The organism is Monashia sp. HAY1-2A (assembly GCF_056755315.1).
This window is the reverse complement of the sequence record NZ_JBNDHY010000631.1, coordinates 1-248: the sequence shown is the minus strand read 5'-3', so window position 1 is coordinate 248 and position 248 is coordinate 1. Positions and strand designations below refer to the sequence as shown.

Here is a 248-nt window from a genome sequence, read left to right as displayed (position 1 = left end):
CCTCTGGAAGTACATACTGATCCTCGTGACAGTACTCGTTGGCCTGCTGTACACGGCGCCCAACTATTTCGTCGACTCGCCGGCACTGCAGGTGACGACCTCCAAGGCGACCGTCAAGGTCAACAGCGACACGGCTGCCCGGGTTGCCGAAGCGCTCAAGCGTGACGGTATTCCTGCCGAAGCCGTGGGTCTGGAAGGCTCGGGCGACAGCGCTTCGGTGCGCGCGCGCTTCGCGACCCCCGATATCC

Annotated in this window: 1 protein-coding gene; it reads left to right on the top strand. The window is 63.7% G+C overall.

Annotated features, from left to right (window positions below):
- Window positions 1-25: 25 nt before the first annotated feature.
- Window positions 26-248, top strand: a 223-nt coding sequence (locus ACPYOM_RS23330; RefSeq protein WP_481347795.1) for a hypothetical protein, incomplete at its 3' end; no start/stop codon positions are given.